Below are 615 nucleotides of genomic sequence, written 5' to 3' on the forward strand. Positions count from 1 at the left end.
GATCAACATCAGCGGCGATTCGAACACGGGTGCTGGCGTGATCGTTGACCCGAATGGCTTGATCGATACCTCGGGCAACGGCTCGACCAACATCTCGGGTAACTCGACCAGCGGTAACGGCACGGTCATCAACGGTGACATCAACACCACCGGCAACGGCACGATCAACATCAGTGGCAATTCGTCGTCCAACGGCTCGGGCGTGATCGTCGATCCGAACGGTTCGATCAATACCTCGGGCAACGGTTCGACCAACATCTCGGGCAACTCGACCGACGGCAACGGCACGGTCATCAACGGTGACATCAACACCAGCGACAACGGCACGACCAATATCAGCGGCAACTCGACCAATGGTGATGGCGTGATCGTTGATCCGAACGGCTCGATCAACACCTCGGGTAACGGCTCGACCAACATCTCGGGTAACTCGACGGGCGGCAACGGTACGGTCATCAACGGTGACATCAACACCAGCGACAACGGCTCGACCAACATCAGCGGCAATTCGACCAATGGTGATGGCGTGATCGTTGATCCGAACGGCTCGATCAACACCTCGGGTAACGGCTCGACCAACATCTCGGGTAACTCGACGGGCGGCAACGGTACGGT

1 protein-coding gene is annotated in these 615 nt (G+C 58.0%); it reads left to right on the forward strand.

The genetic code is table 11. The annotated features are described in order from the left end of the window. A partial coding sequence (locus BN2476_RS46935; protein WP_438942953.1) for a hypothetical protein occupies positions 1-615 on the forward strand: 615 nt, incomplete at both ends.

Origin of the sequence: Paraburkholderia piptadeniae, assembly GCF_900007165.1 — a bacterium.
Lineage (GTDB): Bacteria > Pseudomonadota > Gammaproteobacteria > Burkholderiales > Burkholderiaceae > Paraburkholderia > Paraburkholderia piptadeniae.